The sequence below is a fragment of the Enterobacter sp. HK169 genome (genome assembly GCF_001719105.1).
GTDB classification, from domain to species: Bacteria; Pseudomonadota; Gammaproteobacteria; order Enterobacterales; family Enterobacteriaceae; genus Enterobacter; species Enterobacter asburiae_B.
The window spans coordinates 1,877,899-1,898,065 of record NZ_CP017087.1; the positions used below are offsets into that span (position 1 = coordinate 1,877,899).

At 50.7% G+C, this 20,167-nt stretch carries 21 protein-coding genes and 1 pseudogene; 13 read left to right on the forward strand and 9 right to left on the reverse strand.

Features of this window, described 5'->3' with window-relative positions; all coding sequences use genetic code 11:
- Window positions 1-32: 32 nt before the first annotated feature.
- The 9 genes from EnteroDNA1_RS08855 to EnteroDNA1_RS08890 all read left to right on the forward strand — a co-directional run bounded on the left by EnteroDNA1_RS08855 (window position 33) and on the right by EnteroDNA1_RS08890 (window position 3,929).
- Window positions 33-392 carry a hypothetical protein gene (locus tag EnteroDNA1_RS08855; RefSeq protein WP_004136901.1) on the forward strand — a complete coding sequence of 120 codons (360 nt, stop codon included), beginning with the start codon at window positions 33-35 and terminating at the stop codon, window positions 390-392.
- Between the two features lie 84 nt (window positions 393-476).
- Window positions 477-689: a hypothetical protein gene (locus tag EnteroDNA1_RS08860; protein WP_047058010.1), complete on the forward strand. Its 213-nt coding sequence runs from the start codon at window positions 477-479 to the stop codon at window positions 687-689.
- A gap of 106 nt (window positions 690-795) precedes the next feature.
- Window positions 796-1,617 carry a DUF932 domain-containing protein gene (locus tag EnteroDNA1_RS08865; RefSeq protein ID WP_069303200.1) on the forward strand — a complete coding sequence of 274 codons (822 nt, stop codon included), beginning with the start codon at window positions 796-798 and terminating at the stop codon, window positions 1,615-1,617.
- 79 nt (window positions 1,618-1,696) lie between these two features.
- Window positions 1,697-2,176, forward strand: coding sequence for an antirestriction protein (locus EnteroDNA1_RS08870; RefSeq protein WP_075206252.1), 480 nt, complete (start codon window positions 1,697-1,699; stop codon window positions 2,174-2,176).
- Window positions 2,177-2,186: 10 nt separating this feature from the next.
- Window positions 2,187-2,327 (forward strand): hypothetical protein, encoded by a 141-nt coding sequence (locus tag EnteroDNA1_RS22570; protein WP_226863590.1) that lies wholly within the window; start codon window positions 2,187-2,189, stop codon window positions 2,325-2,327.
- An 89-nt stretch (window positions 2,328-2,416) separates the two neighbouring features.
- Window positions 2,417-2,899 carry a RadC family protein gene (radC, locus tag EnteroDNA1_RS08875; RefSeq protein WP_047058008.1) on the forward strand — a complete coding sequence of 161 codons (483 nt, stop codon included), beginning with the start codon at window positions 2,417-2,419 and terminating at the stop codon, window positions 2,897-2,899.
- A 13-nt stretch (window positions 2,900-2,912) separates the two neighbouring features.
- Window positions 2,913-3,134 (forward strand): DUF987 domain-containing protein, encoded by a 222-nt coding sequence (locus EnteroDNA1_RS08880; RefSeq protein WP_032938028.1) that lies wholly within the window; start codon window positions 2,913-2,915, stop codon window positions 3,132-3,134.
- 22 nt (window positions 3,135-3,156) lie between these two features.
- Window positions 3,157-3,516 (forward strand): type IV toxin-antitoxin system YeeU family antitoxin, encoded by a 360-nt coding sequence (locus tag EnteroDNA1_RS08885; protein ID WP_047058006.1) that lies wholly within the window; start codon window positions 3,157-3,159, stop codon window positions 3,514-3,516.
- A 38-nt stretch (window positions 3,517-3,554) separates the two neighbouring features.
- Window positions 3,555-3,929: a TA system toxin CbtA family protein gene (locus EnteroDNA1_RS08890; RefSeq protein WP_047058005.1), complete on the forward strand. Its 375-nt coding sequence runs from the start codon at window positions 3,555-3,557 to the stop codon at window positions 3,927-3,929.
- A gap of 79 nt (window positions 3,930-4,008) precedes the next feature.
- On the opposite strand, the gene EnteroDNA1_RS08895 is transcribed toward EnteroDNA1_RS08890, so the two are convergent.
- The 5 genes from EnteroDNA1_RS08895 to EnteroDNA1_RS22695 all read right to left on the reverse strand — a co-directional run bounded on the left by EnteroDNA1_RS08895 (window position 4,009) and on the right by EnteroDNA1_RS22695 (window position 7,928).
- The gene (locus tag EnteroDNA1_RS08895) at window positions 4,009-4,464 is read right to left on the reverse strand and encodes a hypothetical protein (protein ID WP_223226960.1); all 456 of its coding nucleotides are present in this window, start codon (window positions 4,462-4,464) and stop codon (window positions 4,009-4,011) included.
- Window positions 4,465-4,467: 3 nt separating this feature from the next.
- Window positions 4,468-5,457: a glycosyltransferase gene (locus tag EnteroDNA1_RS08900; RefSeq protein WP_069303201.1), complete on the reverse strand. Its 990-nt coding sequence runs from the start codon at window positions 5,455-5,457 to the stop codon at window positions 4,468-4,470.
- Window positions 5,458-6,229: 772 nt separating this feature from the next.
- Window positions 6,230-7,138, reverse strand: a complete 909-nt coding sequence (gene lpxP, locus EnteroDNA1_RS08905; RefSeq protein ID WP_047058003.1) for a kdo(2)-lipid IV(A) palmitoleoyltransferase — start codon at window positions 7,136-7,138, stop codon at window positions 6,230-6,232.
- A 201-nt stretch (window positions 7,139-7,339) separates the two neighbouring features.
- Window positions 7,340-7,612 carry a hypothetical protein gene (locus EnteroDNA1_RS22470; protein WP_177952593.1) on the reverse strand — a complete coding sequence of 91 codons (273 nt, stop codon included), beginning with the start codon at window positions 7,610-7,612 and terminating at the stop codon, window positions 7,340-7,342.
- Window positions 7,613-7,691: 79 nt separating this feature from the next.
- Window positions 7,692-7,928: a YnfU family zinc-binding protein gene (locus EnteroDNA1_RS22695; protein ID WP_350308983.1), complete on the reverse strand. Its 237-nt coding sequence runs from the start codon at window positions 7,926-7,928 to the stop codon at window positions 7,692-7,694.
- A gap of 93 nt (window positions 7,929-8,021) precedes the next feature.
- Between EnteroDNA1_RS22695 and EnteroDNA1_RS08915 the strand changes: the two genes are divergently transcribed.
- A complete protein-coding gene (locus EnteroDNA1_RS08915; RefSeq protein WP_004132711.1) occupies window positions 8,022-8,255 on the forward strand; it encodes a hypothetical protein in 234 nt (77 codons plus the stop codon).
- Between the two features lie 19 nt (window positions 8,256-8,274).
- On the opposite strand, the gene EnteroDNA1_RS08920 is transcribed toward EnteroDNA1_RS08915, so the two are convergent.
- The 3 genes and pseudogenes from EnteroDNA1_RS08920 to cspF form a co-directional block, all read right to left on the reverse strand.
- Window positions 8,275-16,857 (reverse strand): GH36-type glycosyl hydrolase domain-containing protein, encoded by an 8,583-nt coding sequence (locus EnteroDNA1_RS08920; RefSeq protein WP_069303202.1) that lies wholly within the window; start codon window positions 16,855-16,857, stop codon window positions 8,275-8,277.
- Window positions 16,858-17,012: 155 nt separating this feature from the next.
- Window positions 17,013-17,183: a YnfU family zinc-binding protein gene (locus EnteroDNA1_RS22575; protein WP_305955329.1), complete on the reverse strand. Its 171-nt coding sequence runs from the start codon at window positions 17,181-17,183 to the stop codon at window positions 17,013-17,015.
- Between the two features lie 75 nt (window positions 17,184-17,258).
- Window positions 17,259-17,471 (reverse strand): annotated as a pseudogene (cspF, locus tag EnteroDNA1_RS21790) (cold shock-like protein CspF).
- 278 nt (window positions 17,472-17,749) lie between these two features.
- Here cspF and EnteroDNA1_RS08925 point away from each other — a divergent pair.
- From EnteroDNA1_RS08925 to EnteroDNA1_RS08935, 3 genes are all read left to right on the forward strand, one after another.
- The gene (locus tag EnteroDNA1_RS08925; RefSeq protein ID WP_012543040.1) at window positions 17,750-17,968 is read left to right on the forward strand and encodes a cold shock domain-containing protein; all 219 of its coding nucleotides are present in this window, start codon (window positions 17,750-17,752) and stop codon (window positions 17,966-17,968) included.
- Between the two features lie 268 nt (window positions 17,969-18,236).
- Entirely contained in the window at window positions 18,237-18,464 is a 228-nt protein-coding gene (locus tag EnteroDNA1_RS08930) for a hypothetical protein (protein WP_010434226.1), read from the forward strand.
- 563 nt (window positions 18,465-19,027) lie between these two features.
- Window positions 19,028-19,432 (forward strand): H-NS family histone-like protein, encoded by a 405-nt coding sequence (locus tag EnteroDNA1_RS08935; RefSeq protein ID WP_024274587.1) that lies wholly within the window; start codon window positions 19,028-19,030, stop codon window positions 19,430-19,432.
- A gap of 303 nt (window positions 19,433-19,735) precedes the next feature.
- Here the strand turns inward: EnteroDNA1_RS08935 and arsC are convergent, their stop codons facing one another.
- Window positions 19,736-20,161, reverse strand: coding sequence for a glutaredoxin-dependent arsenate reductase (arsC, locus tag EnteroDNA1_RS08940; RefSeq protein WP_069303203.1), 426 nt, complete (start codon window positions 20,159-20,161; stop codon window positions 19,736-19,738).
- Window positions 20,162-20,167: the final 6 nt, after the last annotated feature.

Genomic DNA, 20,167 nt, shown 5'->3' on the forward strand with positions numbered 1-20,167 from the left:
GTTGATTACGTTATTTTTAAAAGGAACAGTTTATGAAATTTAAACACATGCTGGTGCCCGCACTGTTTGCACTATCAGCCCTGGCGCTGGCAGAGCCAACGCCATCCATCAAAGTGGAGACCAGTAATCAGGTTCACCCTGCCGGAACACGCTACGTCACGGTCGTGGTCACTGCACTGGATAACACCGTGAAAGTCGAAAATATTGACGTGAACCGGGGAAACTGTCGCATTGCCAACCAGAAATATCTGTACTCCAGTAATAAAGAAACTATTTTGCCTGCCACCCTGCGTTACGGGCAGTCCGTCAGCGTGAGTTTTTATAATAACTGCGTGGCTTCAGAAGTCGTCGTCACTACTGATAAGGGGGGATGGCGTTACACTTACCACTGAGTCCCCGCCCCTGATTAACGTTTCCCAACCTAAAAAATGCCACATGACCAACGGGCTGCCGCTGCGCAGTCCAGAGTAAATCCTATGACCTTTCTGAAAATGCTGGTGACCGCCCTGAGCCAGGCGCTGACCTGGTGCGGCGGACATCATGCCCGGCAGTATATTGAAATCCGCTTTCGTCAGGCCGGTTACGATGACGACTGCATTGATACAGCCCGGGAAGCGGTCACGTTGCTGGTCACTGCACTTATCTCCGCCCTGATGGCGCAGATACTGAAGATTCTGGATACGCTGTAATCCCGCCCTATCCGTTCATTGAGAACAACACATCCAGCCCCTGCCTCCTCACGGAGCAGGGGCTTTTGCTTTTATGCCTTCAGATTAACCAGATGAGGAATCAACTATGCGATTAGCCAGCCGTTTTGGTCGGGTGAACCAGATTCGCCGTGACCGTCCCTTAACCCACGAAGAACTGATGCAGCATGTCCCCAGCATCTTTGGGGAAGACAAGCACGACTCCAGAAGCGAAAAGTACACCTACATACCCACGATCACCCTGCTGGAGAACCTTAAACGCGAAGGGTTCCGGCCATTCTTTGCCTGTCAGTCACGAGTGCGCGACCAGAGCCGACGGGAACATACAAAGCATATGCTGCGCCTGCGTCGTGCCGGTCAGATAAACGGTCAGCAGGTGCCGGAAATCATCATTCTGAATTCGCACGATGGCGCGTCGAGTTTTCAGTTACTGCCGGGGATATTCCGAAGTGTCTGCACTAATTCGCTCGTCTGCGGACAGTCGTTTGGCGAGATCCGCGTGCCACACAGGGGGGATGTCGTCGGGAAGGTGATTGAGGGTGCCTATGAGGTGCTCAGCGTCTTTGACCGGGTGGAAGAGAAACGTGACGCTATGCAGTCCCTGCAACTCCCGTCACCAGCACAGCATGCACTTGCTAAAGCGGCGCTGGCCTACCGTTTTGGGGAAGAGTACCAGCCAGTGACTGAATCGCAAATCCTTGCACCTCGCCGCTGGCAGGACGAGAGCGATGACCTGTGGACTACCTACCAGCGCATTCAGGAAAACCTGCTGAAAGGCGGGCTAAGTGGCCGTACCGCGCAGGGTAAACGTACCCATACCCGCGCAGTAAACGGGATTGATGGCGACGTTAAGTTAAACCGTGCGATCTGGGTGATGGCCGAAAACATGATGGGCCTGTTGGGCGGGTAATAACCCGCGCCCCGCCACCGAAATCAATCCCCGGCCCGAGTCTTCCATTCAACATCTCCATGCATAAGGAAAAATTAACATGACCGACATGATTAATATTAACGATAAAAATCAGCTACCTCTGCAGGCTGACGATAACGGTTCTGCACATGCTCTGACAGCCGCGCCCGTACCAGACGAACAGCGTGTGGAGTTCTGGCCGCAGCACTTTGGCAACATCCCGCAGTGGATAACCCTTGAACCGCAGGTCTTTGCTTGGATGGATCGGTTCTGCGCTGACTACAGCGGCGGTGTCTGGAATTTTTATACTCTCAGCAACGGCGGGGCCTTCATGGTTCCGGAAACGGACAACGATGTCTTCTGGTCGCTGTTCAACGCCATGAACGGCAACGCCTCAGACATGAGCGCCGAAGCTGCAGGGATTGCAGTCTGTCTTATCGCTTACAGTCATCACGCTTGCCGCACGGAATGCGACTCCATGACGGAACATTACTGGCGTCTGCGTGACTATGCGCTGAACCACGCAGAATGCAGCGCCATCATGCGCATTATCGACTGAGCATCCCGCCATGCCGTATGAACTGTCTCACCTTAATGCCCTGTGGGATACGCTGAGGAATACAACGGTCAGGGATGAGGACGGTGACCTTGTGACCGACGAACCCTTCCTGCATTTCCTGACGGGTACCCCTCTCTTCCATATCTGGTGATGGTTTGAATCCCTGCACGACGAGTTCGTCGTTGCCGAAAAACTGTACAACACATCTCCTCCCAACGCGTCAACAGACAGGAAAAGCAAATGAATATCACCACGTGTCCCCCTGACAGCGGGGGAATATCTCCCACCGCGCAGCGCACCATCAGACGCGCTCTGACCCTGCTGGAACGCCAGTTACGCGAGCCCGGCGAGGCATTTACCTCCAGCCATGCAGTTCGCGACTGGCTTCGCCTGCAGCTCGCCACACTGGAGCGTGAAGTATTCATGGTGCTCTTCCTCGATAACCAGCATCGTCTTATTGCCCATGAAACGCTCTTCACCGGCACCATCAACCATACGCAGGTACATCCCCGTGAAGTGATAAAGGCAGCACTGAAATACAACGCGGCTGCCATCGTGCTTTCACACAATCATCCGTCAGGTTATGCCGAACCCAGCCATGCCGACAGATTGCTTACTGACCATCTGAAGCAGGCACTTAAACTCGTGGATATCTGTCTGCTGGACCACCTGGTAGTGGGAGGCATGGACATCGTCTCGTTTGCCGAGCGTGGCTGGCTTTAGGGAGAGAATAACGATGAAAATCATCAGCAAACGTCAGGCAATGGCGATATACCGCCAGCATTCTGAGTCCCGGCTGTTTCGCTTCTGTACCGGGAAATATAAGTGGTCCGGCAGTATCTGCCATTACTACGGCAGGGAAGTGCAGGATATCCGGGGTGTACTGGCCGTGTTTGCTGAACGTCGACAGGACCGCAACGGTCCGTATGTGATCCTGCGCAGCGTCACCCTGAATTAACTCACCGTTAAGGAGTACTTACATGCAGAAAGCAACCCGTGTAATCAACCATAACATCGCGGAACCCTGGTGGGGCCTCAGACGCAACGTCACGCCATGTTTTGGTGCCCGGCTGGTACAGGAGGGTAACCGCCTGCATTACCTTGCTGACCGCGCCAGCACCACCGGGACATTTAATGACTCAGATTTACGCCATCTGGACCAGGCATTTCCGTTACTGATGAAGCAGATGGAGCTCATGCTGACCAGCAGCGAACTCATGCCCCGCATTCAGCGCTGCATCACGCTCCATGCAAAAGGGCTGATATGTAAGGCCGATACGCTCGGTTCCTGTGGCTATTTGTATATCGTAATTTATCCGGCGTCTGCAACAACCGCATAAACCCCGGACGCTTTTCCTTCGTCAAAAGAGAGCAAACCATGCAAATACAATCCCTGCCCCCTCAAAGGGCGGCATCGTCACGTCTGTCATCAGTCAAAATCTGGCAAAAATTACTGGAGTATCTGCTGGAGCAACACTACGGCCTTACCCTCAACGACACACCGTTTGGCAACGACAGTATGATCCAGAAACACATTGATGCGGGAATCTCACTGTGTGACGCTGTGAATTTTATCGTGGAAAAGTACGACCTGGTGCGTACTGACCGTCACGGCTTCAGCGTGAAAGAGCAGTCTCCGTTTATCGGCAGCCTTGATATGCTCCGAGACCGGAAGGCTACCGGGCTGATGACCCGCAAGGGATATAAAACCGTTACTGACATCACAGGTGGCAGATTCAGCGGAGGGAAATAATGACGTTAGCCCTGATCGTTGACGCCAACACCGTCAGCGATCAGCCCCTCAGGTACCAGTACAAAGACTGGCGCTTTTATCAGATCTCCATTAGTTGAAAAAGATGTTCGCTCAGACAGCGCGTATGGTGGTAACACCTTAACGGAGATATCCGTCTGAGGTAGAAGAGGGTGTGGCAGGACGCCGCCAGAACATCAGGGGCCGTATCGTCTGTCAGGATGGGGCTTAATTCCGGGGCGTTCAGTAAAATGAAACATTTCTCCGGGAGCATACCGTCGACATTTCCTTTCGGAAAATAACCGCCCAGATACAGTAACACGGCCAGCAGGCGAAACTGTCGGGTGAGTACCGTTTCAGTGTCCCGGTAATGTGCGGCTATCCACAGGCATTCCCGCAGCATAAACCGTCGGGTCCGTCGGGTGAGGTCACCGCCTTTATCATACCAGTGTTCGACGATATCCCTGGCGGAGCGAATGGAGTCATCACCCGTTGTCGCAGTTTGCCACGACCGCGCCAGAAGCGTTGCGATATCCATGGATTAACGCCGCACCTGCGAAACGGCTACGGGAGTATTGCGGACACCAGGCAGATAAATATTGCGGACCAGCTTCAGGAGGAAAAAGACATCGCTCAGGTTGCTCACGCCGGATACCAGATGGCGAAAGGCTATCCGCGCACGAAAACGCGCCCGGACCGCCAGCCGGTCATTCACCCTGCGCCGGTACAGGCCCAGAAAATGGCGGCTTTCCACCAGCGCATGCCTGACCAGCGCTCGTCTGACAGATCGGTACTGCGTCTGTGTACTGAGTGCCAGAATATCTGCAATCACGTCGCAATAGCTGAACGCGCGGATATCGTAATAATCCGGGCGGTGGGTAATTGACGCCGGGTTATTCACCCACAGGTAATCCTGTCTGTCAGAGAAATAAAATCGGCCATCTGCGGCGGCAAGCTGTATCGTCCAGAGAATGTCCTTGTGGCTTTTCCCTTCCTGGAATCGCAGGTCATGCTCGCGAATATACGCTGAACGGATTATCTGCAGCCACAGATAATGCGGCCATTCCCTCTGACTGACGCAATGGCGTATCCACTGCTGACCCGTCAGCGTCTGACCGTAAGGCTGTCTGCGGTGAACGGTATGCCGCAGATGTCCGGCGCTGTCTGTATGCCGGGCATTGAAAAGGACGACATCGGCCTGTGCTTCGCGGGCTGTGCGCAGCCGCTCCTGCAGAAAATCTGCCGCAACCCGGTCATCCGCATCCAGGAACACCACCCATTCACCACGGTGAATCGCCAGTGCAGCATTACGGGCAGCATACACGCCCTGATTTTCCTGACGAATGAGAATAAGCCGTTCATCTGTAATGGCGCTGAGTAGCGTCCATGTTTCGTCGGTTGAACCGTCATCCACAACAATGATTTCAGTACTGAGCGTTGTTTCGCCAAGCAGTGTATGGACCAGAGCCCCGATGCTGTCAACTGCATTGAAGGCAGGAATGATGACGCTGATATCGATGTTGATTTTCATTGATCAAAGGGAATGTAAACAGAGGGAAGCTTCAGAGTTGTTACCCCATCAGAGGCAATAATCTGCCGGGTACGAAACATTGTCAGGAAGAGCGTCCCGGTGATTTTCGTGCTGGTGTGGACACCACTCGTTTTTCTCTGATTTCCTGGTTAACCACCATCAGACAGCCATCACAAAATTCTTTATCCAGCCCGAAAATCCGGTCCAGAATGCTTCTTTTCTTGTTACATCGGGCACATCTTTTCATTCCATCACCTGCTGTCGCATTCCCATGCCGTGCCCGCAGGACAAAAGAAGGGCGCCCACCAGAGGACAGGAAATAAACTAATAAACAATACGTTAAATGAATTGCTGGGAATTTAGCACAGGCACTAGCGTGCCGGATAATTCATTTTGCAGATCAATTTTATAAAATCGATCGGTTTAATCGATCATCTTTTTCACTCTGCTTTACACGCCATCCGTGTGCCTGCATACCCTATCGGAGCGTTCGGTTTGTCGAGCTGTAAAGGATGCTATGCCTGCTGGATAGTCAAACCATTCCCGATAACTGACATCATGTGGAAGAGAAAATATACAAAAATTATTATCGCTTTGAATGGCAGCTATAAGCGAAAAACGGACCTTCAAATCCGAACCGGTTTAATTGATTAACCTTGGCTGTCAGTCAACCCATCGTTAGCATGAATCCGATCGAAAATTCCTTATCGCATTTTTTACAAATACGCAGTGGCAAGAAAGATAGATTCTGGCTCATGACAAGTAGAGTGGTTCATTTGTATAAAGAGACTTCGCCTTCAGGACGCGTTTTGAACCTGCGATGCATCCACAGGTATTGCTCAGGAGCACGGAGAATTTCACGCTCGATGATCTTGTTCATATAAGCCGCTGCGGCGACCTTGTCTTCCCCTGGATAGCCTGACAACGGATTGCTGATATACATGTGATAACCTTTTTTATCGCTACGTCGAATCATGCTAAGTGTGATCAAGTGTGCACCAGCGAGTTTTGACAGAGCATACGTTCCGTTCGTCGTGGCTGCTTTTTTTACCGAGAAAAAAGGTGCAAAAACGCTTCCTTTAGACCCATAATCCTGGTCTGGTGCAAACCAAACGGCTTCACCAGCTTTTAGCGCATGAACAAAACCAGATAAATTACGTCGATTAATCATAGCTTTATTTGAACGCATACGCCCTTTTGTCTGTACCCATTCCATTAATGGATCATTGTGTGGACGATACGTTGCCATCATAGGATGGCATAACCCCATTACTCTTCCACACAACTCAAGGGACATAAAATGAATCCCGACAACCATTACTCCCCTTGTCGCACCGGTCAGGTTTTCAAGCCCTTCGACATCAAACCATTTTTTGACTCTCGCATCGCTCCAGAACCAGGCCATACCTGTTTCCATCAGTCCCAGCCCGAGAGAAACAAAGTTTTTATTGACCATCTGGCTCCGGGCAAACGGTGTCATCTCGGGAAAGCACAGTTCAATATTTCTAATCGCAATTCCTTCCCGGCGTTTCAGAAAGGGTCTGGATATTTTTCCAAGGCCAGAACCCAGAATATGTAAAACCGGGTAAGGAAGTTGAACGAGAAGCCACAGCAGACCCAAACCAGACCAGGTAAGCCAGTGGCGAGGATGAAGTAAATTATGAGTAAAAGTCTGTGCCATAAATTTCCTTAATGCTAATGAAGGTTATAACGCAAAAGGAAAACAATGAGGCAATTCGTCTTTAGCGATACATTTTGTTTTAGACAATTTAAACCCATCTAAATTCAGAAAAAATATTTTTGCAATGACTGGTAAAGGATTTAAAGAGTCAGGAATGAATTGTAAGCCAGCAAAGTTATTCTGTTATAAATCCATGTTTTATCATTGATACTCAAGAAATTGTCTTCTTGATTCATCATCATCAACGTACTCAAAAGAAAGAAGCCGAATTTTGGTAAGTTTATAAAACCACTCACAATCGTTTCGTTGAATAATTTCGCCTGGTTTGAAACATATCCCGGATGCCACCCGAATAATCGCATATTTACCATTACTAAACCTGACCCGGTGAATACAGAAAGGTTGGCCAGCCTGTCCGTGACAGCTGTTCGACAGGATATGCCCTTCAATAAAAACAGATTTTTTAGATTTCATTATAATACCCTCGACAACTGCAGTACACGAGGAACGTTGCCATTTTCCGACATCACTGACGTTAAGTGGCAGAAGCTGATCAGCCGCCGATACACCAGCATTCTGAAGGTCTGAACAACAGTCCGCAGGCAGGGCACTCAAGAACCGCATCTTTTCTTAGTTTACCTGCTTTCTGATCGGCTCTGTGTGCGCATACCGGGCAGGCAACATGAACCGGTCTTTCTTTAAAATACCTGAGCCCATTTGTATAAGACATAAATAATTCTCTGAGGAATACAGTAATTATTATACGCTTTAATATAAAAATAACTGGCATAAGTTATGTTAAGTTGTGTCTGAATGAGGTTATCAGATATTGAAAATTGAACGTCTGATTTATGGTACACTACCCTTCCGTGAGAAATTTAAGATGAAATCAGAAGACACCCTTGACTGGTATCCGGCACAACTACCGCCTGTGAAAATTATTCTTGGCGAAGCCGTGCTGGCTGTGGGTAAACAGGGCCGACCGATTAATACCCGCACCTTGCTGGAATACCTTCAGGTCATGCAGGACAAACAAAAAAGGCGGGATGACAAAATCGCCATGCAGACTGCGATTGATGTTCTCAGGGATAATCAGCGCATTAACGGCAGACGTTAATGCACCTCCGGGATCAGTGTCAGTTCTGAATGATCTCAACCGTATGGTTTTGTCCATCATCCTTCAGCGGTATTCTGTCATCAGGGAGGAGAACACCATCCAGCGTCACGCAATATTCTGCATCGCCGCGTGAAACACTAATCTGATAATGGCTTTCACCATATTGATATGCCATAGAAAAAGACGACCACTCATCCGGTAACCCGGCATGAACACTAAAGTCAGTGCCGGAACGTTTTATCCCCAGTAATTCCTCGGTAAGTAAACGCCAGGCCCAGCCTGCGGAACCGGTATACCAGCTCCACCCTGCACGTCCGGTATGGGGAGCGACGCTGTAGACATCAGCACTCATGACATAAGGCTCAGCTTTATAAATCCCGACAGAGTCCGCATTCAGGGTATGATTTATAGGGTTGAGCATTGACCAGAGTTGCCAGGCTCGTTCGGCATTCCCCATTCGGGCAAAGGCCATTACTGCCCAGATGGCGCCATGCGTATACTGCCCTCCATTTTCCCGCACACCGGGCAGGTACCCCTGTATGTAGCCCGGATTTGGGCCGTGTCCGTCGAAAGGAGGCGTTAACAGTTTGATCAGCCCTCCTTCGTTATCCACAAGGTGCTTATCCAGCGCCTGCATGGCCTTTGCGCACCGTCCCGGGCTCGCGGCGCCGGACAATACAGACCAGCTCTGCGCAATCGCATCAATCCGGCAGTCCTGTGAGGTTTTCGATCCCAGAGGAGTACCATCGTCAAAATACCCGCGCCGGTACCATTCCCCATCCCAGGCGTGGGCTTCGAGATTACTTTGCAGGCGCAGAGCCTGTGAACGGCACATCGCGGCGACGCTTTCATCCAGCCTGCGCTCCGCCAGCGCTGCAAACCGCTGCAAAATGTCGTACAGGAAGAAGCCCAGCCAGACGCTTTCACCTTTGCCTTCGATACCCACCCGGTTCATCCCGTCATTCCAGTCACCAGCCCCCATCAGCGGCAGGCCATGCTCCCCGAAGCGAAGTCCATAGTGAATAGCTTTGACGCAGTGTAACCAGAGTGTCTCTTCGGTGCCGCTGATGACCGGCGTGTCATAGACAGACTCTTCACCAGGCTGAAGCGAGCGTCCCTCCAGATAAGGAATGCGTATTTCCAGTGCATCCATATCCCCCGTCGTTTCAACATAGTGGCAAACAGCAAGCGGCAGCCAAAGATAGTCATCGGAACAGCGGGTACGCACACCGTTGCCGTGTGGCGGGTGCCACCAGTGTTGCACATCCCCCTCGATAAACTGCCGTGATGCACAGAGTATTATCTGTTCACGCATCCGGTCCGGAGCAGCGTGGCTCAGAGCCAGCGTATCCTGCAGCTGATCGCGAAAACCAAATGCACCGCCAGACTGATAGTAGCCACTCCGGGCCATAAGACGGCAGGCGACCGTCTGATACAACAGCCAGCCATTAACCAGTAAATTTACGGACGTGTCGGGGGTGTTAACTACGATTTTATCGAGAACATTGTGCCAGTGATTATGAATCCGGTTCAGCTCCTGGCGGACCGTATCCTCGTTCATGTAGCGGGCCAGCGTCTCCTGAGCACAAACATCATTCTCCTCTGTGCCGAGGATAAAAATAAACGTCCTCTGGTCCCCGTCAATTAATGTAACCGCCGATTGCACCGCTCCGCAGGGATCCAGACCGGCCCCCGTCTTACCAGAAAGCTTTTGCAGTTTCATGGCCGAAGGGGCGTGAAGGGAACCATTACGACCAATAAACTCCCGGCGGTCCCCTGTCAGAGAACAGTCATTACCGCTGACGGCAAAAAATGCAGTTCGGCCGCCACCATTATCACCATAAAAGTTATTCGCAAGCACCCCGCAGCCGCCGGGCGTTCTGGCCACATGTGTCACAATGTGAGGGGCTGAGCGCGTTCGTGTTTCTCCGAGCGTCCACTCTACATAGCCTGTGACGGAAAGTTGACGTGTCCGTCCCGAAGAGTTACTGAGTGTCAGGAGCACCAGTTTAACCGGATCCGCTTCGGCAACCAGGACCGTCAACTCGCTGTCTATACCACTCTCACGATGGGCAAAAACGCTGTAGCCAAAACCATGGCGTGTCAGGTAATCACCGTGTCCGCGAACAGGTAAAGCCGTCGGCGACCAGCACTCCCCACTCTCTTCATCGCGCAGGTAAAATGCCTCGCCGCTGCGATCGCTCACCGGATCGTTCTCCCACGGTGTCAACCGGTATTCATGGGCATTCTCATACCAGGTATAGGCCTGCCCTGCCTCTGAGATCACGCTGCCAAAACGGGAATTTGCCAGTATGTTCGACCAGGGAGCCGGTGTAAGCGCATTTTCCCGAAGGACGATCTGATACTCCCGCCCATCCTGAGAAAATCCACCGTACCCATTGAAATGGCATAACTGACTGGTATCAGGGCTCCAGTCCGTATGTTGATTACGCTCGCGCACAGCACGCGGAATGAATGCCCTTGCCGGCGATTTCAGGGTATGAATACGCTGGTTAAGCTGCTCAATAATACCCCCTGCGCGGTCATCAAGATAAAGACAGGCCACGCTCATCAAAAGCAACTTATCCTCAGCAGAGAGATGCTCACCGTTGCGGACAAAAAGCCCGCCCTTTTTATCCAGCAGACTGGCTTCAGACCCGGCATAAATTAACTCCATAATCTGATTTTGTAATCCCTGCTGGTAGCCGCCGGGGCTGTTATTCAGGATAACCAAATCAACATTCAGCCCTTTCTGTCTCCAGTAACGGTGTGCCTGAATCAGTGTGGTCACTGAGGTGATACTTTCCTCGCTGGTTATACTCAGCAGCACTATCGGCAGATCCCCTGAAATTGCCCAGCCCCACAGTCCGGACTGGCCACGCCGGTTGCGGCCGATCGCCTGTCCTTCGGCGCGCAGTTCCTGGACAGGGTAAAGCACAGCGCTGGCGAGACAATTGAACAACGTGGCATCATCTTCACTGGCGTTCATCTGGCGCAATACCACCAGACTGTGAGACCAGGCCAGTTCAAAGACGCGATCGGCGATAGGGTAATCGCGATATTTCTCCAGCAACGCCAGGCTCTGCTGACGGGTCTCGCTGATGCCATAAATGATATCAATCGTAACCGGCTGCCCCGGCTGCAGAATGATGGCGTTGCGAATTGCCAGTATCGGATCCAGCACCGAGCCCGACGTGTTGCTTAGCATCCCTCCCGTCTCTATTGCCTGGGCATTCGCAGGGTTTCTGCCACGTCCAATAAATCTTGCCCTGTCCGTTTCAAACGACACGTTATGTCGGTTATCGCCATGCACCACCATCATGTGAAACAGGCAAGGGCCCGGTTCATCCGGTGAGCGCGGGCGCCGGTGGCAAAGAATAGCGTCACGCTCAGGAGCCAGCTCAGTCTGAATAAACAAATTGCTGAATGCCGGGTGTGCCAGATCGCTGGCATCAGGTGCCAGTACCACTTCAGCATAGGTTGTCAGCTCCAGAGAGCGAGGCTTGCGACCACGATGAATCAGTGTGAGCCGTCGCAATTCAACATCATCCTCCGGAGAGATCACCACCTGAGTTTTGACGCTGAGTCCCCCGAAGCTGCGTCTGAATTCTGCCCCCGCATCGGTGAACAACACTTCCTCGTCTTGTCCGCTGGTGTAGCCTGTCGGTTGCCAGGTATTGCTCCACACATCTCCCGTCTGGGTATCGCGGATGTAGCAGAATGCTCCCCAGTTATCACGGGTGGTATCACTGCGCCAGCGCGTTAGTGCAATATCATTCCAGCGACTATAACCACCGCCCCCCGCGGTCAACATCAGATGATAATGGCCGTTGGACAGCAGTTGAATATCCGGGGCGGGAGTATCCACGCTATAGAAAATACGGGGTTCATAGCGGACGGGTTTGACCATGCCCTCATGAGATTCAAAATGACGGCGCGGACTGTACAGATCGACCGCATCCGGCACGCGCTCCTGTAACAGCAGACTCGCTGACCGGAATACCGTGCTGGACATAAAGCGTTCAGTCATGGGGGCGTCAAGCAGCACATGAGCCAGCGCCTGAAATGCCATACCCTGGTGATGCGCCATCCAGGACTGTACCACCGCATAGAGCTGACCGGTTGCAAGACGTGAGGGGGTATAGTCCAGCGCTTCATAAAAACCGTATTCTCCGCGTGCACCATTTTTTTGCAGCCTGAACAGGTTCTCACAGGCTCTCTGTGGGGAAACCATCAGCGCCAGCAGCGTGGCGTAAGGAGCAACAACCATGTCATCGGCAAGTCCCCTACGCAGACCGAGCCCCGGTACGCCAAATGCCTGATACTGATAATTATGCTGAACATCAAAAGCATGATAGCCGGACTCTGAAACACCCCATGGTACCCCGCGTTCTTTCCCCCAGTGAATCTGGCGCATAACCGCCGACTGACTCATTTCATCGAGCAGGCTGCCGGGCCAGGTGGGCATCACCAGATTCGGCATCAGATATTCAAACATGGATCCGCTCCATGACATCAGGGCAGTTTCATTATCAATCGTGGTAAACAATCGACCCAGCGCGTACCAGCTTTTAAGAGGCAGCTGATTAGTCGCAATGGCAAGAAAACTGGTCAGGCGGATTTCAGACGGCAGGAGATCGTAGTGGCTCTTGTCAGGCATATTGGTGTCACAGTTATAACCGACGCTGAGCAGACTGGTTGCTTCACTGTACAGAAAGGCGAAATCCATCCGGGCATGCTCATCCAGCCGCTGTTCCAGCTCGGTGATAATATTGAGTCGCATTCGGGCCTGCTCCGCCACTGACGCCGGAGGCGTTCCTGTACCGGTTAATGTCGGACGGGCAAGCTCGCTCAGCGTCGGCAGCTTCTGTTCATTCCAGGATGCAGGCAACCAGCCAAGCAACAGAGACCACTCATGGCAAAGCTGAACCAGTTGATGCTCCAGATGTCCAGCCCAGCGCATCTGAAGAGGAGATCCCTGATGACATGCGCTGGTCAGATGGTTGCACTGGGTGCGCATGCTTTTCAGTTCGCTGAAAAGCGCCTGCGGAGAGAGCGACACCGCGTTCAGGCAATGCTTGCGCAGCAGTCTCAGGCTGTCAGGTGGGTTCTTACCCCACTGTTTTTCCAGAATATCCAGCGTATCGTTCAGTCCTGCCAGTATCTGTTGGTTGCTTAAAACAGGCTGATGACGCATGGCGGACAGGCCTGCACGCAGGGTCAATAAATGCCCGGCCATATTGCCGCTGTCGACGCTGGAGATATAGCGTGGACTTAGGGGGACCAGCGTACGGGTGTCATACCAGTTGTAGAGATGGCCCCGGTAGTGCTCCATTTTATCCAGCGTGTCGAGCGTGAGCGACACGCGCCGGAGCACCTCTCCGCCAGGCAGGTAGCCAAAGTCCCATGCCGTCAGGTTAGCCATAAGTGAAAGACCAATATTGGTAGGAGAAGTTCGGTGTGCCACCGTCGGTTGTGGTATTTCCTGATAATTATCAGGCGGAAGCCAGTTCTCTTTTGCTGTGGCAAATGTTTCAAAAAAAGCCCAGATTTCACGGCTTGTCTGGCGTAACAGCTGTTTTTGTTCCTGATTAGGCGAAAAAACCTTACGCACGGGCTGGCGACTCAGCCAGCTCATCAGCAGCGGTGCCACACACCATACCAAACCGATCGGTAACGCAATCCCCAGCAGCTGTGGGGCAAATTGTCCGGTCAGTATTGTCAGCGCCACGCCACCGGCAACGTTCAGCCACATCGCCTGATAAAAACGTGCAACAGTGGGTCTGGCCTGACTGCTGTCCTGGCTGTGGCTGACCCACTGGCTGAGGTGACGCCTGCTTATCCCCAGTCGCCATAGCGTCACGGCGATCGCTTTCAGCGAATATCCGGCTTCGTGCGGCAGTATCGCAAAATTAAGGCTGATACCTGACAGACGCTTTAGTGCGCCCGCCCCCACCAGTAACAGATGCGGCTTCACGCGGCGACGCAGAGGTTTATGCAGAAGGTCGTGGCTAATGCAGAGGATGGCTGGCAACAGCCATATCAGCAACAGTATGCCCAGCCAGTAAACCGGATTGGGTACCCAAAGCAGAGTGAAGAACAGCAATACCAGTAAGGAGGGGGCGACCAGACTGCGACGTAGATTATCGAGTAATTTCCAGTAAGAAAGCGCGGTCAGCGGATTCCTGACCCGGGTTCCATCGGCTTTTCTGACGCGTGGTTTTAGCCAGTTAAGCAGTTGCCAGTCACCCCGGATCCAGCGTGAACGTCGTGCAACATCCGACAGATAATTATTAGGGTACTGTTCGTACAGTAACACCTCGCTCAGCAGACCCGAACGTGCATAGCATCCTTCAAGCAGATCGTGGCTGAGTACCAGATTTTCCGGGCAGATGTTGGTAGTGGCCTGCATAAAAATATCAACATCGTAAATCCCTTTGCCCACAAACGAGCCTTCCCCAAAGAGATCCTGATAAATATCCGAAGACATCATCGAATAAGGGTTATTGCCCGGTACGCTGCTGCGCAGGGCTGCGTAACGCCCCTGACCGTTGCGTGGTATCTCCTCCGCAAGACCGGGCTGTAAAATACCGAATCCTTTGACAACCCTCTGGCGTACCGGATCATACTCAGGCGTATTCAGCGGATGCGCCATCGTCGCGACGAGTTTGTGTGCCGTATCGCGCGGGAGCACCGTATCGCAGTCCAGGGTAATGACGTATTTTATGTGACCCGGTAAAAGGTGGGCAGGCATCTCTGCAACGCTGACGAATTGCGTTCCGGGATGGCGCAACCAGCTGTTCAGTAACGCCAGTTTTCCCCGCTTGCGTTCATAGCCCATCCACGCTCCTTCCGAGGGGTTCCATTCAGGCTGGCGATGTAACAGATAAAAACGTGGTCGGCCGGAGGGGTAGCGGCGATTAAGCGCCTGCGTATCGGCGATAGCCTGTCTGAGCAGCGCGTGACTTTCCGGTGAGGGTTCATTTTCAGAATCAGCAAAATCGGTGAGCAGCGCGAACCTGAGATTTTCGTTTTCATTCCCCAACCAGCAGACTTCAAGACTGGTGAGGAGCTGGCTGAAACTTTCGTGGCTGGTCAACATGCAGGGAATGACTAACATGGTGGCACTGTCAGCGGGAATACCGGCTGAAAAATCCATCCCCGGCAAGGGTCGAGGAACGCGAAAACGGGTGGTTGCATCACTGAGCAAATCGCTCATTAACTGAGTTAATGCGATAATCAGAGGTAATATCACCGCGATCAATAGCCAGTCTGCGCCCTGCATGGCGGTTTCGTGCAATATTGCTGCGGTCGCTGCGGTTGTCAGCAACGCCAGGCTTCCAAGCCATGACAGCAGGGTTATTCTGTTGAAACTGTGCCGCAAGCGTATGAGCCTTGAGGCGTCTGCCAGGAGATGAATATCCAGCGCCTGTCGACCTTCGCCCGCAAGATAATAACCAACATGATGCTCCGGTGTATCGGGCGCTTTTTCCTCTGAAAACGCCAGCGCCTTCTCAGCAACCTCAGGCTCGCTGAGACCGCTGTCTCTGGCCAGAACCTCAACTACGTGCCGGTAATGATCCCGGGTATTGAAGTGCATTCGGGGATAGATGCCGGCAGGATCATTGCGTAATGCCTGTTCGACAACGCTTATCGTTTCGGCGAAATCAGCCCAGTCCGTTTCACTCAATAAACGCAGGCCCGCGATGCTGTTACTGACGGACAGCTGGCTGGCGGCAAGCTGCTGATTGAAACTATGTATGAGAACGTCAGTGGTGATCCCCTGTTCCCGAAGGCACTGATCAACCCAGGTCAGAGGTAACGACAGCGCGTTGCCATGCCCCTGCAGGCGCCGCACCAGCTCTGCGACAAACGCACTGGTTAACGGAGGTCGGGAGCGCGCCATATCGGCAACCACCATGATTAAATCACCAGGCGCACTCTCTGCGCATTCGACAATCCTTGTTATCCACGTATCAGCAAGGTTTCTGTCCTGCTGCGCTTTTATCACTTCCATACTGATACGACGAAGATTTTCAATCAGCGCAAGGCGCAGCATTCCCGGTAACGCCCAGACTTCACCCAGCGTCAGCGGCGTCACCTGTTGATAGGCAGTGAGATAGCTGGTCAGGCTGGCGGCATCCCAGCGGCCATCGCCGTGAGCAATGGCCTCTGATGCAATATGATAAATTCGTGGGCAATTCAACGGCGATACCAGCGACGGAAGACCTTTGCCAAAGCTTTTCGGCAGATGCTGGCGGACAGTGCGGATTTGTTCCTCAATCAGATAATAATTGTCCAGCAGCCATTCACCGGCGGGCATGATACTGGTCTTTTTACCCGCGTTAAGCTCATAGCAGTTTTGGGTAATGACGGCCTCATTGTCGCCAAGCCGTTTCAGAAGATAATAAGGATGCCTATCCGGTGATACTTTATGAGTCCGCGCCAGCTTCTGGCCGTAGCGTTCCATCTGGACGGTCGAAAAGAGTTCTGACCGCGGCGAGCTTTCACCGGCAGGATCGTTCGCCGAAAACGTTATGTTTTCGGCAGCATTCATCAGAATACGGGAGCGGTTAAACCACGCTCTGGGGATCATTTTCATAGCATTGCTCTGATGCGACGTTAGCGCGCAGGAGCAGTTGCGAAATCAGTTCAGAAACGTTCTCTCAGGATGGGCGTCAGGCATCAGGGATTTAACAGCTGCCGGAATCTAACATAAGTATAGGACATGAGCTCTGTTCTGCGATTTTGGTCGAGCTAGCGTCGGGAGATAAACAGAGCCTTACATCCGGGGCAAAGCATGGTTTGGTTGAGCCGGATTTTTGACAACGGTTGTACTGATTTTAAGCCACAAACAGGACAGGCAGCAGTGGCAGTAGACGCACTGCTGAAGAATTTCATTGCGTAATTGATAACAGACATAACCATTAACCTTTCAATGAATGAGCTTCACCGTACCACATGTGGTTAAGTTTTAATCTATCTATTTTGACATACTGAAAATCAGGAAAGATAAATGTTCGCAGCCACAGGCCCCCTGAGACCGTTTATCCGGCAAGACTCTATGCGGCTTCCAGGGATGAGTAATTCTGATTAGCAAGAGTTAACGGCTGAAATGTGAAGCAGAACGTCTTTTCGTCCATCAGATGGGATGATGAGGCCTTTACCACTAAGAATATCAAAGCTTTTGACAATTCCTGTCATTTTATGGGACAAGTCAATTCCTTATTGAAAACACTTAAAGACTATACATTGAAAATGGCATTCAGCCACTTTTATTTTCCCTACAGGACCTCTGGACGGCTAAAAGATAATTTGCTTATATCGATTCCCTGTGTCTTAATGAATCCCATCAGTTCGATGTACTAATGAAAGTTAGAAATTTTCCGGGCAGTTCTCATTACCAGGCGCTATCGTTGATATCCCCTCTTTTGAGTCCATACGTTTAATCTTATACGTTTACTATCAATACAATCATGTATAACGGAGTCAGTATGACCTCGAGAATTATGGGCCTGGTTAAATGGTTTAACGAAGACAAAGGTTTTGGCTTCATCTCTCCTCTTGATGGCAGCAAAGATATCTTTGTCCATTTGTCTGCACTTAATGGCGACAACTTTAAAACTTTATTTGAAGGTCAGAAAGTTGAATTCGCCATTCACCGCGGAGACAAGGGTCCTGCTGCTGCAAATGTAACACTTTGCGATAAATAAATCATTGTGGGCCTGCGATAACGATGAAGGATTATTCCTGAGTAGACAGATCCATAACTTAAATCAGATGAAAGTCGTTTATTCTTAATATCTGATCAGCATATTTTTCAAAATTATGAGTATGCTAAGCGATGTGATGAAGTGCAGTACTACTGCATAAAAAGTCTAAAAGCACAAGCTAACCACATGTTAAATAAGAAGTGCGTAATGGCTTTGACCTTAATGGCATCTGCCAGTTAATATCCACGAGAGAACAGGGTAATAGAATATGATTAAAGTCCTTGTTTTCTTTAATGCTGAATCCTGTAAAGTCATGACCGTTCTGGAAGGTATATCCTCTATCAGGCAGGAATATCCAAACGGTGAAGAAACACATCTTCGGATTATGTCTGCAGGTTTTCCTTCCTTAACTGGCGATCATGGTATTGTTTACGTGGCTACTGACAGGGAGTTAACGTCACAGGAGATACTTGATGCGGCCAGGAAATATTTATAGAATTTTTGTCATGCTCTCTGCTCCACGTTTAATTGCATGCTTATCCTATTTATCAGAATCGAACAAAAAATGAGTTAAAAGCATTTATGGCCTGCTAACAGCAGGCTTTTTTTTTACATTACACTTTTTTAGAAACGTCTCTATAAAGAGAGAGTAATTCGCTACCCTCTGACAAAATGCAGGTGTCTCCCCCCTGCGTGCCATCTTGCCATTTGTGAAAACCTTGCTAAGTGGCGGCGCTGTCTCTCCTCATTTTAAATCTCATCAGGTGTGACTGAAGCAATAAGTTATGAGGGTATAAAAAGGCTCTCCGGATGACTCCTGGCATCATAGTTTTAAGTACCTTCAAAAATGCATGGACATTTCGTAGGAGTTGTAATTTAGTTCTTGCACATTCTTCTTAATTTTGTCTTGCGATAAGAGATTTATATAAGTAGTCTAAACCTCGTTAATAACAATATGTACCAATCGGATTAAAATGCTCAGTAAGAAAAATCGGATTGATGAGCAACCGTCGACATTGGTATTTGCTGAACAACGAAAAAACTTTAAAAGGTCTCTTTATGTCAGATGCTCTTACACAGTTAAACAATATCCGTACCTTACGTTCTCAGACTCGTGAAATGTCATTAGATGTACTGGAAGATGTTCTGGAAAAGTTTAAAATTATTCTTATAGAACGACGAGAAGAAGAGACATTACGTCTTGCAAATGAAAGTCAGCGCCGCGATAAACTGGAAACACTTCGTCAGATGATGCTTGATGAGGGTATCGACCCCTCCGAACTTTTAGCTGCTATTGGCTCTCCGGGTAAGGCTAAAAGGACGCGCTCCCCCCGCCCCGCGAAGTATCGATATACTGACGAAACTGGAGAGTCAAAAACATGGTCAGGTCAGGGGCGAATGCCGAAGCGGATCTCAAATCTGATTGCTGAAGGTGGAGAATTAAAAGATTTCGAAATCAGCTAAAAAAGAGCCGGGCATACCCGGCTCTTTTTACGGATAGCCCACAACCATCCTTAGAGGATCGTCGAGAAGCATCTGGTTCGTAACCGGCTTCAACAAGGTGTTTCATGAAGAGATTATGTTGCGCTATAAACTGGGTAAAGAAGGTATTAATGGTGACATTACGCAGTTGTAATGCAGCCAACACCACAGTTTTTCCTCTCATAGCATAATGCGGACGGGGTTAGTAGGCTGGAGGTCTTTAGTGAACGGCAAGCGGACGCCCTCGTAGATTAAACAGGCGTCCGATATCTTGAAGTGGACAGATTACCTAACCCGCTTTCCCGTTTCGTCAATGACCTTCTCGCCATCCTCTTTGGTAAACGCTCCTTTCTGACCTTCCGGAAGAATATCCAGCACTATTTCCGAAGGGCGGCAAAGACGAGTACCGAGCGGCGTAACGACTACCGGCCGATTAATCAGGATTGGATCTTGAAGCATGAAATCAATCAACTGCCCATCACTAAATTTCTCTTCATCAAGACCCAGGCGTTCATAAGGTTCAGCGTTTTTACGCAGCAAGGCGCGCACTGTAATCCCCATATCTGAAATAAGTTTAATAAGCTCATCACGGGTCGGGGGAGTATCGAGATAATAAATTATTGTCGGTTCGTTGCCGCTGTTGCGGATCATCTCCAGCGTGTTACGTGAGGTGCCACAGGCCGGGTTGTGATAGATGGTAATATTGCTCATATCAAT